Origin of the sequence: Neotabrizicola paludis, assembly GCF_044142105.1 — a bacterium.
Lineage (GTDB): Bacteria > Pseudomonadota > Alphaproteobacteria > Rhodobacterales > Rhodobacteraceae > Pseudogemmobacter.
In genome coordinates this window covers 14,766-28,767 of sequence record NZ_JBGTYM010000005.1, presented here as the reverse complement: position 1 = coordinate 28,767, position 14,002 = coordinate 14,766, and the positions used below count along the sequence as shown (strand labels likewise).

General features: G+C 67.0%; 14 protein-coding genes and 1 other RNA gene. 6 read left to right on the top strand and 9 right to left on the bottom strand.

Features of this window, described 5'->3' with window-relative positions; translation table 11 throughout:
- Window positions 1-54 precede the first annotated feature (54 nt).
- The 8 genes from ACED67_RS12180 to ACED67_RS12145 form a co-directional block, all read right to left on the bottom strand.
- Window positions 55-609, bottom strand: coding sequence for a class I SAM-dependent methyltransferase (locus tag ACED67_RS12180; protein ID WP_395541916.1), 555 nt, complete (start codon window positions 607-609; stop codon window positions 55-57).
- Window positions 610-625: 16 nt separating this feature from the next.
- Window positions 626-1,087 (bottom strand): SspB family protein, encoded by a 462-nt coding sequence (locus ACED67_RS12175; protein ID WP_395541915.1) that lies wholly within the window; start codon window positions 1,085-1,087, stop codon window positions 626-628.
- 77 nt (window positions 1,088-1,164) lie between these two features.
- Complete coding sequence (chrA, locus tag ACED67_RS12170; protein WP_395541914.1) at window positions 1,165-2,439, bottom strand: chromate efflux transporter; 1,275 nt, start codon at window positions 2,437-2,439, stop codon at window positions 1,165-1,167.
- Window positions 2,436-3,230: a chromate resistance protein ChrB domain-containing protein gene (locus ACED67_RS12165; protein ID WP_395541913.1), complete on the bottom strand. Its 795-nt coding sequence runs from the start codon at window positions 3,228-3,230 to the stop codon at window positions 2,436-2,438. Before ACED67_RS12165 ends, chrA begins: the two co-directional genes overlap by 4 nt.
- A 105-nt stretch (window positions 3,231-3,335) precedes the next feature.
- Window positions 3,336-3,965: a trimeric intracellular cation channel family protein gene (locus ACED67_RS12160; protein WP_395541912.1), complete on the bottom strand. Its 630-nt coding sequence runs from the start codon at window positions 3,963-3,965 to the stop codon at window positions 3,336-3,338.
- Window positions 3,966-4,021: 56 nt separating this feature from the next.
- Window positions 4,022-4,675 carry a DUF1194 domain-containing protein gene (locus ACED67_RS12155; RefSeq protein WP_395541911.1) on the bottom strand — a complete coding sequence of 218 codons (654 nt, stop codon included), beginning with the start codon at window positions 4,673-4,675 and terminating at the stop codon, window positions 4,022-4,024.
- Window positions 4,676-4,802: 127 nt separating this feature from the next.
- Window positions 4,803-5,159, bottom strand: a transfer-messenger RNA (tmRNA) gene (ssrA, locus tag ACED67_RS12150).
- 40 nt (window positions 5,160-5,199) lie between these two features.
- Complete coding sequence (locus tag ACED67_RS12145) at window positions 5,200-6,447, bottom strand: D-amino acid dehydrogenase (protein ID WP_395541910.1); 1,248 nt, start codon at window positions 6,445-6,447, stop codon at window positions 5,200-5,202.
- 146 nt (window positions 6,448-6,593) lie between these two features.
- On the opposite strand from ACED67_RS12145, the gene ACED67_RS12140 reads away from it, so the two are divergent.
- A complete protein-coding gene (locus ACED67_RS12140; protein ID WP_395541909.1) occupies window positions 6,594-7,034 on the top strand; it encodes an Lrp/AsnC family transcriptional regulator in 441 nt (146 codons plus the stop codon).
- Between the two features lie 116 nt (window positions 7,035-7,150).
- Here the strand turns inward: ACED67_RS12140 and ACED67_RS12135 are convergent, their stop codons facing one another.
- Window positions 7,151-8,197, bottom strand: a complete 1,047-nt coding sequence (locus ACED67_RS12135) for an ABC transporter substrate-binding protein (RefSeq protein WP_395541907.1) — start codon at window positions 8,195-8,197, stop codon at window positions 7,151-7,153.
- Window positions 8,198-8,620: 423 nt separating this feature from the next.
- On the opposite strand from ACED67_RS12135, the gene ACED67_RS12130 reads away from it, so the two are divergent.
- The 5 genes from ACED67_RS12130 to ACED67_RS12110 all read left to right on the top strand — a co-directional run bounded on the left by ACED67_RS12130 (window position 8,621) and on the right by ACED67_RS12110 (window position 13,990).
- Window positions 8,621-9,847: an aminotransferase class V-fold PLP-dependent enzyme gene (locus ACED67_RS12130; protein ID WP_395541906.1), complete on the top strand. Its 1,227-nt coding sequence runs from the start codon at window positions 8,621-8,623 to the stop codon at window positions 9,845-9,847.
- 107 nt (window positions 9,848-9,954) lie between these two features.
- A complete protein-coding gene (locus ACED67_RS12125) occupies window positions 9,955-11,379 on the top strand; it encodes a cryptochrome/photolyase family protein (protein ID WP_395541905.1) in 1,425 nt (474 codons plus the stop codon).
- A gap of 58 nt (window positions 11,380-11,437) precedes the next feature.
- Window positions 11,438-12,652 carry a class I SAM-dependent methyltransferase gene (locus ACED67_RS12120; RefSeq protein ID WP_395541904.1) on the top strand — a complete coding sequence of 405 codons (1,215 nt, stop codon included), beginning with the start codon at window positions 11,438-11,440 and terminating at the stop codon, window positions 12,650-12,652.
- Window positions 12,653-12,677: 25 nt separating this feature from the next.
- Window positions 12,678-13,124 carry a TrgA family protein gene (locus ACED67_RS12115; protein WP_395541902.1) on the top strand — a complete coding sequence of 149 codons (447 nt, stop codon included), beginning with the start codon at window positions 12,678-12,680 and terminating at the stop codon, window positions 13,122-13,124.
- Window positions 13,125-13,126: 2 nt separating this feature from the next.
- A complete protein-coding gene (locus tag ACED67_RS12110) occupies window positions 13,127-13,990 on the top strand; it encodes an NUDIX domain-containing protein (RefSeq protein WP_395541900.1) in 864 nt (287 codons plus the stop codon).
- Window positions 13,991-14,002: the final 12 nt, after the last annotated feature.

Genomic DNA, 14,002 nt, shown 5'->3' with positions numbered 1-14,002 from the left:
GCGCCGCGAAATCAATCGGCATACCTTGGCATACCGTCTTGGCTGGAGCGGCCTTCAGGTCCGGCGAAAGCGATAGACGCGGGCGGGGGGAAGGTTGGCCCAGACCTTGAAGCCGCGATCGACCTTGAGGCCAAGGCTGGCAATCTGTTCCGGCGGCAGGGGCGGGCGGGGGCCATAGGTGAATTGCACATATGTGCCACGCGGGCCAAGAACCTTGAAGGCCGCGCCGACAATGCCTTCGCGCACCGTTTCGGGCATGGACAGCAGCGGCAGGCCCGAGATCACGACCTGAACCCCGGCATCCATCAGATCGGCTGTTGTCTCGGCCCCGGCCTGATGCACCGTCACGCCGGGAAACTTGGCGCGCAGATGGGTGACGAATTCCTCGTCCAGCTCGAAAAGCGTCAGATTGCCAGGCGGTACGCCGCGCGCCAGGATCGCCTCGGTGAAGCGGCCGGTGCCGGGGCCGAATTCGACCACGCGGCCCGATTGCGGACCGAGCCCCAGCGTCATCGCGCGCGCCAGAGTGCGCGAGGAGGGCGCGATGGCAGAGACCTGCCGCGGGTTCTTGAGAAGCCGACGGCGGAAAAGGGCGAGATCGCTTTCCAATTGTCCGGTCTTGGCGTCAGGTCTTGCGGAACTTGTCGAGGCTGACGACCTCGGCCTCGGGGCGTGGGCTGTCGTCGCCATCGGTGTCGGGATCGTCGCCGTCTTCCTCGTCCTCGTCGTCTTCCTCATGGCTTTCGAAGCGCAGGCCGAATTCGACGGAAGGGTCGACAAAGGTTCGCACCGCGTCGAAGGGGATGATCAGGGGTTCCGGCTGGTTGCCGAAATTCAGCGTGACAGAGAAACCCTCGTCTGTGACCTCGAGATTTTCATACCAATGCTGAAGCACCACGGTCATTTCCGATGGGTAGCGCGCATGAAGCCAATCGGCGATGGCAACGCCGGGATGGGTGGTGTCGAAGGTGATGAAGAAGTGATGCGCCCCGGGCAGGCCGTCACGGGCAACATCTGCCAGCACGGTCTGGATCAGGCCGCGCATCGCCTGGTGCATGAGGTTGCCGTAATCAATGCCGCGCGCCATGACCGATCCCTTCCAATTGAGCGCCAGCATAGGGGATTCGTCGGGCAAGGGAAGAGGGGGCGGGGGTCATGCCCGCATCATGCCCAGCCAAAAGCAGAGGCCAGCGCGGATGCCGCCGCCGAAAGCGCCAGCACAAGAAGAAGCGGCCAATGCCTGCGCAGCAACAGAAAGCCCGCGCCAAGTGCGATCAGCGCGACGGCGGGGCGCAGGGTCAGAAGCTCTGGCAGGGACAGGTGAACTGGCCCCAGCCGCACCTCGCTGACCGTGCCGAACAGGACATGCAGGGCGAACCACAGCGACAGATTGGCGATCACGCCCACCACGGCGGCAGTGATGGCGGCCAGCGCTCCCGAGAGGCGCGGCATATGGGTCAGCCGCTGGACAAAGGGCGCCAGCGCGAAGATGAACAGGAAGCAGGGGACGAAGGTCATCCACAGCGCGATGATGGCACCGGCCAGGCCCATCGGCCAGCCGCCTGCGCCATGCCCCGCCATATAGCCCACGAATTCATTGACCAGGATCAGCGGCCCCGGCGTCGTCTCGGCCAGGCCCAGCCCGTCCATCATCTGCCTTAGGCTGAGCCAGGCCTTGTTCTCAACCACCTCCTGCGCCATCCAGGCCAGAACCGCATAGGCGCCGCCAAATGTCAGGATGGCGAGCTTCGAGAAGAAGATGCCGATCTCGACCAGTCGTTGCGGCGCTGTGGAACAGAGCAGCCCGAGCGGCACCAGCCAGATCGCGAGCCAGGTGGTCGCGGCGCGCAGGCTGTCGCGTAGCGCACCGGGTTGCGGCGGTGTAGGGGTGGCGGGCACGGCATGGCTGCGCAGATAGCCCCAGAGACCGGCGGCCAGGATGATCACCGGGAAGGGTAGGTTCAGGAAGAACAGCCCGACAAAGGCGGCCAGCGCCACCAGATAGGCGGCCCGCGACTTCAGCGCCCGCTTGGCCACGCGCAGCAGCGCCTCGATCACGATGGCGATGACCGCGGCCTGAACCCCCGCGAACAAGGCCGCGATCAGCGGCACCTGGCCGAAGGCGGCGTAGATCATGCTCAGCGCCAGAACGACGCAGGCCCCGGGCAGGACGAACAGCCCGCCCGCGATCAGCCCGCCCCTGACCCCGTGCAGCTTCCAGCCGATCCAGGTCGCGAGCTGCATGGCCTCCGGCCCGGGCAGAAGCATGCACAGCGACAGCGCGCGCAGGTAATCGGCCTCGTCGACCCAGCGTTTCTCGTCCAGCACGATCCGGTGCATCAGCGCGATCTGCGCGGCGGGACCGCCAAAGGACAGAAAGCCGATGCGGGCGAAGGTGCGCGTCAGCTCGTCCAGCGAGGGCGTCAAGCCAGAGGTCATGCCGGGCGCCCCGCCGGCCAGTCATGGCCTTCGTCGAACCCGTCCCGGGCCCAGCGATACAGGGCGTCATACAGAATCATTCCGGCCTCAAGCTGTTGCAGATCATCACGAAACTGGCGTGACAATCCGACCGAAAGCGCCAGAAGCCCCGCGGCCTGCGGCGCAAGATCATGGCGGTCGGTATCTGCGGCCCGGATCACCCTTGCCATGCGCTCCAGCGGCTCGGTCATCAGGCCGAAATCCTGCATCAGGGCGTCGAAGCTGCACAGATCGCCGCGGTGGCTGAAGGTCACATCGGGGATGTCATAGGGAATGGCCCCGAAGCGTTCGGCCACGGCAGGCACTTCGGCGGGCGCGACGTAAAGGAACTGCGCCTGCGGGTCGATGAAGCGGCGGATCAGCCAGGGGCAGGCGATGCGGTCGATCTTGGGGCGCTGGCGTGTGACCCAGAGGCGCGTCTGCGGCAGGGCGGCGCGCGGGATCATCGGCAGGCCCGCCTCGGCCCAGGCGGCGGCGCCGCCTTCCAGCACCTCGGCCTGCCAGCCGCTTGCGCGCAAAAGCGCCGCCGCGCCTTCGGAAAGCTTGCGGCCCCTCATGCAGATCACGGCGACGCGGCCGGGCGGCGCGGCAAGACCGTCCAGCGCGTCATGGCGGCATAGGCGGGTGGTCGGGATCAGGCGGGGCAGGCTGTCCAGATCCTCGGGCAGGCGGACATCAAGGATCAGCGGCGCATCGGGCGTGCCGATCAGGCGCATCAACTGGGCGGGGGCGATCTGGCCGAAAGCGGGCATGGCGGCATCCTTGGCAAAGGGTCAGGGATGCGACACTTGGGCCGGGGCCTCACGGGGTGGGCGCAGACCCCATGAGCGATGGCTTAGGCCCAGTGCCTGTTCCGGTCAAGGCTTAGCGCGCGGGATGCGCAGGCCAAGCCGCACCGAGGCCACGCGGATCGCGAAGGTCAGCGCGAGTCCCAAGGCGGCGATCAACAGGGGCGGCCAGCCAAGATGGTCGCCCAGCACCACCAGCCCCGCGCCAAGGATTGCCGCGACGGCATAGACGTCTTCGCGCAACACGCGCGGGATCTCTGTCACCAGCAGATCGCGCACCACGCCGCCGCCCACGGCGGTCAGGACGCCGATCAGGCAGGCCGCGGCGGGGTTCAGCCCGAATTCCAGCGCTTTCTGCGTGCCCGAGACGGCAAAGACGCCCAGACCCAGCGCATCGAGCAGCATGACGGGCTTGTTCAGCCGCTCGACCTGGCGGTGGGCCAGGAAGGCGACAAGGCCGGCGGCAAGGGCCGCCAGAAGGATGCGCGGGTCCTGCAACACGGCGGCGGGCTGGTCGCCGATCGCCATGTCGCGAATGGCACCCCCGGCCGTGGCAGCGGCGGTGGACAGGACAATGACGCCGAAAAGATCAAGTTGGCGGCGAACGGCCAGCATGCCGCCCGACAGGCCGAAGACGAAGGTGCCGGTCAGGTCCAGCCAGAGGGCAAGGGTGGTCAGGCTGGCAGCGGGCAGGTCCATGCGCGACTCCGGGCGTTTGGCGCAGCCTAGCCTGCGGTCGGGCAGTGGGACAGGGGTCAGCCGATGGGCTTGGACAGTTCGCGCAAGAGTTTCAGCCGCAGGCTGGCGGCATAATCCTGCAAGCCCCGGGCGGTGACGACAAACCCGCCCGGCGTGACGACCCAGGACAGGTAGTAGCGGGTGATCGGGCTGGCGGGGCCGGGTTCCTCGATGGCGATGGCATTGACGGCGACGCCCATCGCGCGGGCCTCGGACCGGGCGCGGGCATCGGTGAAGCCGGCATTCTCCTGCCCGTCGCCGGAAATGTCGACGACAAGGCGGTCGCAATCAGCAACCTCGGGGAATTGCGCCAGGGCGAAGCGCAGGCCCTGACCCACCGCCGTGTCCGAGCCTTCGAAGGCGCGAGGCGTGCGGGCGGCGGCCTCGGCAAAGCGGCGGACTGCGCCTTGGGTCAGCATCCGCTGCCAGGGCAGAACAAGGGCCTGCTGGTCGGTGCCGGACCAATGCACCACGGCCAGCGCCACCTGCCCCTCGACCAGAGCATCGGCCACGGCCGGATCGGTCAGCGCGGCGGCCAGCCCCTCGGCCTGAAGGCGGTAGTCGCCGGCGTCGATCGAGCCAGAGACATCGATCGACAGCACGAGCGCCGTCTCGCAGGCCCCTGCGGCTCTGGCGGTCAGGCAAAGGCCAAGGGCGAGCGTACGCAACATGGTGTCAAGCATGGGGCGCGGCGCGGCGTTACGCAAAGAAAATGGCAGGGAAGGAAAGCACAGGATTCTGTTGCCAGGCTCCTGAGACAGGGCGTTTTGCAGGAGCCTTGGGGCAGGATCTTGGGGAAGCGCAGGATTCTGTTGCCAGGCTCCTGCAGGCCCCGCCCTACGCGGCTAAGCGCAGGGACTTGAGTTTGGTATTGCGAGCTGCTTACGCAGCCAGCGCCACCGGAGCACGGTTGTCATTGGCAACTGTGATCTTGGACCGATAACGGTGGTACCTCACCGAGCGAAAGCTGGCCTCTTTGGTCGTTCGTCGATCCTATTTCGGCCCCACACGCCCGCAATGAACGGGAAAGTCTGGTGGAGCCGCCGGGTACCGCCCCCGGGTCCGAGCCGATTATTACAGGTGCGTTTATCGCCATAGTCCGAGTTGCCCCGAACAGGGTGGAATATAGGGGGCGGACCTACGGGCCGCAAGCCCGTTGCGGCAGGCCGCAGAGGGCGGCAGGGGCGCTGCGGCGTCAGTAGCGGGACAGCGCCAGATCCTTGGCGTCGATTTCGGGCGCGCGGCCCGAGACCAGATCGGCGATCAGCCGGCCCGAGCCCGAGGACATGGTCCAGCCCAGCGTGCCATGGCCGGTATTGAGGAACAGGCCCTGCACCGGGGTCGGGCCGATGACCGGGGTGCCATCGGGCGTCATGGGGCGCAGCCCGCTCCAGAACGTCGCCTTCGACGTGTCGCCGCCGGGGAAAAGATCCGTCACCGAATGTTCCAGCGTGCGGCGGCGGGCGGGTTCAAGGCGGTTGTTGTAGCCCGAAATCTCGGCCATGCCGCCCACGCGGATGCGGTCGCCCAGCCGGGTGATGGCGATCTTGTAGGTCTCGTCCATCACGGTCGATTCCGGGGCGCGGGAGGCATCGGTGATCGGGATGGTCAGCGAATAGCCCTTGACCGGGTAGACCGGCAGGCGGATGCCCAGGGGCGCGAGCATCTGCGGCGAATAGCTGCCCAGACACATCACCACCGCATCGGCCCGGGTCTGGCCGCGGTCGGTCTCGACCCCGATGGCGCGGCCGCCTTCGGTCAGGATGCGGCGGATCGTCTCGCCCCAGCGGAAGGTCACGCCCTTGGCCACCGCCAGATCGGCCAACGCGTTGGTGAACTTGAAACAATCGCCGGTCTCGTCGAGCGGCGTCAGCAACCCGCCCACGATCTTGTCGCGGGCCTGGGCCAGCGCCGGTTCCTGGGCGATGCAGCCCGCCGGGTCCAGCACCTCGCAGGGGATGCCATCGGCGTTGAGCGCCCTGACGTCCTTGGCCGACGCCTCAAGCTGGGCCTCGGTGCGGAACAGTTGCAGCGTGCCCTTCATCCGCTCGTCATAGGCAATGCCGGTGGCGGCGCGCAATTCGGCCAGCGCGGTGCGCGAATAATCGGCCAGGCGCAGCATCCGGCTTTTGTTCAGAGCATAGCGGGCCGAGGTGCAGTTGCGCAGCATGGCGACAAGCCAGGACAGCATCGCCGCATCGACCTTGGGGCGCAGGATCAGGGGCGCGTGCTTCATCAGCAGCCATTTGACCGCCTTTTTCGGAATGCCCGGCGCGGCCCAGGGGCTGCAATAGCCGAAAGAGACCTCGCCCGCATTGGCGAAGCTCGTCTCCAGCGCGGGGCCGGTCTGGCGGTCGATCACCGTGACCTCATGGCCCGCCTGCGCCAGATACCAGGCTGAAACGGTGCCCAGAACGCCGCTGCCAAGCACGATGACTTTCATCTGAAGGATACCTCGTTCGGCGTGCGCCTTCCGCCCGCCTTTCTGCGTGAACATCGTGTAAAATCCATCGAATGTCCTGCCGATCCGTGCAATTATATTTCTTCTGACATGCGTATGCGCAATTAACGAGGGTCAGACGCAAGAATATGCCGGAACTGGATCGTATCGACCGCGCGTTGATTCGCGCATTGCGGCGCAACGCGCGGATCACCAATGTCGCGCTGGCTGCCGAGGCGGGGCTGTCGCCCTCGGCCTGTCTGCGCCGGATACAGATGCTGGAAGCCTCGGGGGTGATCCGGGGATATACCGCGCTGATCGCGGGGGCGGCGTCAGAGCGGGCGCATGTGGTGATCGTGCGCATCAGCCTTGAGCGGCAGACCGAAGATGTTCTGAACGCCTTCGAAGCCGAAGTGCGCAAGCATCCCGAAGTGCGCGAATGCTACCTGATGACCGGCGAGGAGGATTACCTGCTGCGGCTGGAAACCGAAGGCGCCGGCGATTACGAGCGGGTCCATAAGGAAATCCTGTCCCGCCTTCCGGGCGTCAGCCGGATCAATTCCAGCTTCGCGATCCGCAGCGTGATCTGAAGCGCCACCTGTCAGGCCAGGTGGGGCAAAGGGCGCTTCCGCGCACGGCGATGCTTGGGTGGCGCAACAGCAAACGCCCGGGACAAGGCCCGGGCGTTGCAGCCAGAATGGGGCGATCAGAAGCCCGATTTGATCAGCTCGAATTCCTCGATCATCTTCTCGCGCAGTTCCGCCGTGGGCGGGGTCTGGGCGAAAAGCGTCGTGGTGACCGGATCGACATAGGCGGCCTTCAGCGCGGCGGGGTCGATCGTGGCCATGGCGGCATCGTTCGACAGGGAATAGCCGATCGCATCCAGCAGCGGCTGGGCCGAAGTCGGGGCCAGCAGCGAGTTGATGAAGTCATAAGCCTTGTCTTCCTTGCCAGGCCCGTCCTTCATGTTCACCATGCCGCAGAACCAGGTCGCCGCCCCTTCGGCCGGGGCGCGGTTGAAGCCGACGGGGAAATTCTCGCCCATCAGGATCGCGACCGGGTCATTCCACGACCAGGCCACCTGCACTTCGCCCGAGGCCATGAGCTGCGACAGTTCCGACGGGTCCGACCAATAGGCGCGGACATTCGGGTGTACCTTGCGCAGCCAGTCGGCAGCGGCCTGGAACTGTTCGTCGGTGATGTTATCCCAGGAGGTCACGCCAGTGGCGAGGAAGGCCAGCGACCAGACATCGTCGGTATTGTCGGGCATCGAGATGCGGCCGGCATATTTCTCATTGGTGAAGACCGACAGCGAGGCCACGTCTTCGGCGGGGACCGTCTCGGTGTTATAGGCGATCGCCGTATAGGCATAATCGGTCGGGATGAACCAGACACCGTCGGAATCGGTGAAGTTCTTGGTCATCCGCTCGGGGATGTTCTTGAATTCCGGGATCTTCGCGACATCCCAGGGCTCGATCAGCCCGGCATCCTTGTAGCGCGGCACCGAGGCGGCGCAGGGGTGGACGACATCGGCCTTGAAGCCGGACGAGACCTTCTGGAACGCCTCGTCGTCATCGGCGAAGAAGACGTAGGACGGCTTCTGGCCATATTTGTCGACATAGGGTTGCAGCATCCCGTCGATTTCCCAACCAGCCCAGTCAAGGATGGTCAGTTCGGGGTCGGCGGCGCGGGCCGTGGTGGCGAGGGCAAGCGCGGTGGCAGCGCAAGCCAGGAATGTGGCGTGACGGGACATACTCTCTCCTTGTTGGCATCAGACCTGCCGGATTTCCCCAAGACGGCGATCTGCGTGGTTGAGACGCTAGGACAGGTGCATTCCTGCCTCAAGCCTGTATTGACATTGTGCGTTCGGTGCGCGGCAGACAAGAGGCGCAGCGGCGCTTGCCCGCGGAATATGACCAAGGCGGCGCCCGAGCGCGCGCCCGCGCCTGTTCTTGCGGCGGGGCGAGGCGGAGCGCAGGGGGTTGACCCTTGCTCTGATCCGGCGTGGCTTGCGCTGCGGCTGGGCGGTTGCTAGACCTGTTCGCGATGCCGGGCGGCGCCCGGTTCTGGCCCGGCGGGAGACAACGCCGGGTCTGGCTGGAAGACCTGCCGCGGACCGGGATGACCCGCCTGCGCAGGCATTCCCGCTCCGTGGCCCTAGATGCAGGAGCCGCAGATGGCACTCGACCTTTCTTTTGTCCGTTCCCAGTTCCCGGCCTTTGCCTCGCCGGTGCTGTCGACCCATGCCTTCTTCGAGAATGCGGGCGGCAGCTATCCTTGCGCGCAGGTGGTCGAGCGGCTGCACCGCTATTACACCGACCGCAAGGTGCAGCCCTATGGGCCCTATCCGGGGGCGCAGGCGGGCGGCGCCGAGATGGACGAGGCGCGCGACCGGCTGGCGGCCATGATGGGCGTGGCGCGGGAAGAAGTGTCCTTTGGCCCTTCGACCAGCGCGAACACCTATGTGCTGGCCCAGGCGGTGCGGCAGTGGCTGCGCGGGCAGGATGCGGCGATCGTGGTGACGAACCAGGATCATGAGGCGAATTCCGGCGTCTGGCGGCGGCTGGCTGACGAAGGGATCGAGGTGCGGGAGTGGAAGCTTGACCCGGCGACCGGCTCGCTGGACCCGGCCGCGCTGGCGACGCTGCTGGCCGATGGCAAGGTGCGGCTGGTGTGCTTCCCCCATTGCTCGAACGTGGTGGCCGAGATCAATGACGTGGCGGCGATCTGCGCCGTGGCCAAGGCCGCGGGGGCGCGGACGGTGGTGGATGGGGTCAGCTATGCCCCGCATGGTTTCCCCGACATGCCGGCGCTGGGGGCGGATGTCTATCTGTTCTCGGCCTACAAGACCTATGGGCCGCATCAGGGCATCATGGTGATCCGCAAGGAATTCGGTTTCGAGTTGCCGGGGCAGGGGCACCATTTCAACCACGGCACGCTGTACAAGCGTCATACGCCGGCAGGGCCGGACCATGCGCAGGTGGCGGCCTGTGCGGGCATGGCGGATTATGTCGATGCGCTGGCGGTCCATCATGGCATTGGCGGCGATGCGGCGGCGCGGAACCGGGGCGTCCATGATCTGATGCGGGCGCAGGAAGTGGCCACGATTCAGCCGCTCCTGGACTATCTGGGCGGGCGCAATGACCTGCGGCTGATCGGCCCGCGTGACGCGGCCCGCCGGGCGCCCACGGTCGCGGTCGATCTGGGCCGGGTGGCGGAACCCGTGTCCGAGGCGCTGGGCCGTGAAGGGATCGCCTGCTGGGCGGGGGATTTCTATGCGGTGCGCCCTTTGGCGGCGATGGGGATCGACTTGGAAAAGGGCGTACTGCGCCTGTCGGCGGTCCATTATACCAGTCCTGAAGAGGTGACGCGGCTGATCGCGGCGCTGGACCGGGTGCTCTGACTGTCCCACGGTGGGACAAAGGGGCGGGATGAGGAAATCCAAAGGCTTGACCTGTACGTATTCACCCTTTGTTAACCTCTGTCCCGCCTCTGACCGGAGTTCCTGCCGTGCCTGACCAAGCCAAGGATGCGCCCCTGATCCTGTGGTTCCGCCGCGATCTGCGGCTGGACGACCAGCCGATGCTGCTCGAAGCCGCAGCGACGGGGCGGCCCCTGGTTGCGGTCTTCCTGCTGGATTCCGAGACCGAGGCGATCGGGGCGGCGGCGAAGGGGCGGCTTGGCCTTGCGGTCGGTTCCTTCGCCAAGGCGCTGCAAGGGGCAGGGCTGACGCTTGTCCTGCGCCGCGGGGCAGCCTTGCCCGCGCTTCAGGCGCTGGTTGCCGAAACCGGGGCCAAGGGTGTCTGGTGGTCGCGGCTCTACGATGGGCCGTCGCGCGAGCGCGACACCGCCGTGAAGTCGGCGCTCCGGGCGGCGGGCGTCGAGCCGCGCAGCTTTGCCGGACACCTGCTGGCCGAGCCTTGGGAGCTGGAGACCGGGCAGGGCGGGCCCTACAAGGTCTTCACACCCTATTGGAACGCGCTGCGCCGCCGCGAACCCGATGCGGCCTTGCCGCCGGTCAAGACGCTGCGCGCCCATGGCCCTGTGCCCAGGGGGGACCGCCTGGAAGATTGGGATATGGCGCGCGCGATGCGGCGGGGCGGCGCGGTGGTCTGGCCGCGCCAGACCGTGGGCGGCGATGCGGCGCGCGACCGGCTGGAGGCCTTTCTGGACGGTCCGGTCGAGGCGTATGCCGGGATGCGCGACCGCCTTGACTGCGACGCCTGCTCGGGCCTGTCGGAGAACCTGACCTATGGCGAAATCGGCATCCGCCGGGTCTGGCACGCGGCCCTGCGCGCCCGGGACGAGGGCCGTGCGGGGGCCGAGAAATTCCTGTCGGAACTGGCCTGGCGCGAATTTTCCTGGCACCTGCTGTACCATTTCCCGCAGATGGACCGGGCAAATTGGCGCGCAGAGTGGGATGGCTTTCCCTGGCGCGACGACAATGACGATGCCGAGGCCTGGCGGCGGGGCCGCACCGGGCAGGCGCTGGTCGATGCCGCGATGCGCGAAATGTTCGTGACGGGCCGCATGCACAACCGCGCCCGCATGATCGTGGCTTCCTATCTGACCAAGCATCTGCTGACCCATTGGAAAGTCGGACTCGACTGGTTCGCCGAGTGCCTGACCGATTGGGACCCGGCGGCGAATGCGATGGGCTGGCAATGGGTTGCGGGGTCCGGCCCCGATGCCGCACCCTATTTCCGCATCTTCAACCCCGAGACCCAGGCCGAGAAATTCGACCCGTCGGGCCTGTATCGCCGCCGCTGGCTGGCCGAGGGCCAGCGCGATCCGGGTGCCGATGCGCTGGCCTATTTCGACGCCGTGCCCCGGTCTTGGCACCTGTCGCCCAAGGATGCGCCAGCCCGACCGTTGATTGCACTGGCCGAGGGGCGCGAAAGGGCGCTGGCGGCGCTTCGGCAAGGAAAAGCTTGAGCGGCGGCGGATTCCGGGGAAAGGTTAATTCGTTTGGGCCTTTTGGGGGGAGGCACGGATGGACATCCTGACCAGCACAACGGGAAATCGCGACTTGCCGCGCTATTTCGGGCGGGTCTTCGAGGTGGCGGGGCGGCTGGGGCGGGGCACGCTGGATTTCACGCTTCAGGATGGCCGACGGTTTCGCGCCACCGGGGCGGGGCCGGGACCAAGGGCCGAGATCCGGGTGATCAGCCCCGACCTTTTCGCACGGCTTTTGCGCGAGGGCGAGCTGGGCTTTTGCGAGGCCTATCTGGATGGCGACTGGGATACGCCCGACCTGCAAGCCCTGATGGACCTGATCCAGTTGCCCGACAATGATCCGGTGAATGACGGCTTCCCGGCCATGGGCCTTGTGCGCGGGCTGGAGCGGCTGCGCTTCTGGCTGCAATCGAACACCCACCGTCAGGCGCGGCGCAACATCGCGGCGCATTACGATCTGGGCAATGATTTCTACCGGCTCTGGCTGGATGACAGCATGACCTATTCCAGCGCGCTTTTCGCCAGCGGGCAGGTAAGCCTGGAACGGGCGCAAGAGGCGAAATATGCCAGCGTGATCGACCGGATGGGCGCGCGGCCGGGCGACCACCTGCTGGAGATCGGCTGCGGCTGGGGCGGCTTTGCCGAATTTGCCGCGGCGCGACGGGGCCTGAAGGTGACGGGGCTGACCATCTCGAAAGCCCAGGCCGACTTCGCCCGCGCCCGAATCCGCAAGGCGGGGCTGGAGGACCGTGTCGAGATCGTGCTGCGCGATTATCGCGACGAGCGCGGCACCTATGACGGCGTCGCCTCGATCGAGATGTTCGAGGCGGTGGGGCAGCGCTATTGGCCGACCTATTTTCAGGCGCTGGCCGGGCGGCTGAAGCCCGGGCGGCAGGCCGTGTTGCAGGTGATCACCGTGGCCGAACACCGCTGGGCGCTGTATCGGCGGCAGGTCGATTTCATCCAGAAATACATCTTTCCGGGTGGGATGCTGCCCACGATGTCGGCCTTGCAGGAACAGGGGCGGAGGGCGGGCCTGCGGGTCGCGGGCAGCGTCGAATTCGGCGAAAGCTACAGCCAGACCCTGCGCCGCTGGCGCGAGACCTTCCTTGCGCGCTGGGACGAGGTGCGCGATCTGGGCTTTGACGAACGCTTCCGGCGGATGTGGGATCTTTACCTGACCTCTTGCGCGGGGGCTTTTCACGGCGGAAACTGCGACGTGACGCAGATCACGTTGACACGCCCCGGCTGAAGGGGCGGCAGATCGAGGGAGAGCCATGCCAACAGCCGCCAAGCTTGTCGCCGCCCTGTGCTTTGCCGCCGTGGGCTGGCTGGCCGCCAACGCGCATGTGCCTTCGCTGGGCGAGAATGCCGCGGTCGGACCCTTCCGCGAGTTGACGGCGCTGATGGGGCTGGTGATCGGCTGGCGCGTGATGGGCAATCTGGTGGGGCAGGGCTATGGCGAGGCGATGGGCTCGGGGCTGCGCACTTCGGTGACGCTGGCCTTTTTCGCGCTTCTGCTGTTCTGCACCTATCTGATGGTGCGCAAGTCGATCACCACCAATGCCTATGGCGGCAGCCCGATGGCGGCGGTGCTGGATATATTCAAGCTGATGATGGAGCAGGCCCGCGCCATGCTGACGGTGGGGGTTCTGGGTGTGCTGATCCTGGGGGGGCTGCTGGGCGGGGCGCTGTCCGAATATGCCAGGCGGCGCTGGCGTTGAGCATGGATGCACGGCTGGACGATCCCGCGCTGGCGCGGCTTCTGGGTGCCGATCCGGCACGGCTGGCTTTCTGGCAGGCGGCGACGGGCGAGCTTGCGGCGGAAAGCGCCGCGCTGGAGCGCGCTTTGGCCGAGGATATCCTGGCCGCCATGGGGCAGGTTCCGGCCGAGCGGCTGCTGGCGCGGCGCGGACCGATGCTGGTGCGCGCGGCCTCGCGTCTGAGGGCGCTGGCCGAGGGGGCGCCGACAGGGCTGCGGCTGGGCGCGGGGACGGTGGCGGAGGAGCCGCGCCGCATCCGCCATGCCGGGTTTTTCGCCGTCGAGGAGCTGGAGCTGCGCTTCCGCCGCTTTGACGGTGCGATGAGCCCGCAGGTCCGCCGCGAGGTCTTTGTCGGCTGCGACGCGATCACGCTTCTGCCCTGGGATCCGGTGCGCGACCGGGTGCTTCTGGTCGAGCAGATGCGGGTGGCGCCCCTGGTGCGGGGCGAGGCGAATCCCTGGCAGATCGAGGCGGTGGCCGGGCGGATCGACCCCGGCGAGACACCGGAAGACGCCGCGCGGCGCGAGGCGCTGGAAGAGGCGGGGCTTTCCGTCGGGCGACTGATCAAGGCCGCCGAATATTACCCGACGACCGGGGCTTTCAGCGAATACATCTACTCATATATCGGGTTTTGCGATCTGCCCGATGATGCGGCAGGCGTGCATGGCGTGCCGGGCGAGGCCGAGGATATTCGCGGCCATCTTCTGCCCTTTGCCGAGGCGATGGCCCGCGCCCGGGCCGGGGAATTCACCTGTGCGCCACTGCTCCTCTCGCTTCTGTGGCTGGATGGCGCGCGGGAGAGGCTTCGCCGCGAGGCCGGAATTTGATCAACTCTTGCA